Below are 226 nucleotides of genomic sequence, written 5' to 3'. Positions count from 1 at the left end.
TGTGGAATATCCGGCAGAAATGCAGGTTCGAAGTGTCAGGCAGGACGGTTCTATCTTGTGGAAGAACAAGCTGGTATTTGTCAGCGAGGCTTTATCTGGAGAACGGATAGGGCTTAAAGAAGCTGAAGAGGATGTTTGGGATCTGTACCTATGTGACTATCCCCTGGGCAGGCTTGGACGAGGCAAGAGCCGCATCCAAGCTTCAAATGTGTAAACGATGTCCCCG

At 50.0% G+C, this 226-nt stretch carries 1 pseudogene; it reads left to right on the top strand.

Going from position 1 to position 226, the window contains the following annotated elements:
* Positions 1 to 214, top strand: a pseudogene (locus AC6CIA_RS26535) (IS481 family transposase); the annotation flags it as partial.
* Positions 215 to 226: the final 12 nt, after the last annotated feature.

Source organism: Pseudomonas sp. GQ91 (assembly GCF_059758795.1).
This window is presented reverse-complemented; position numbering and strand designations above follow the sequence as displayed.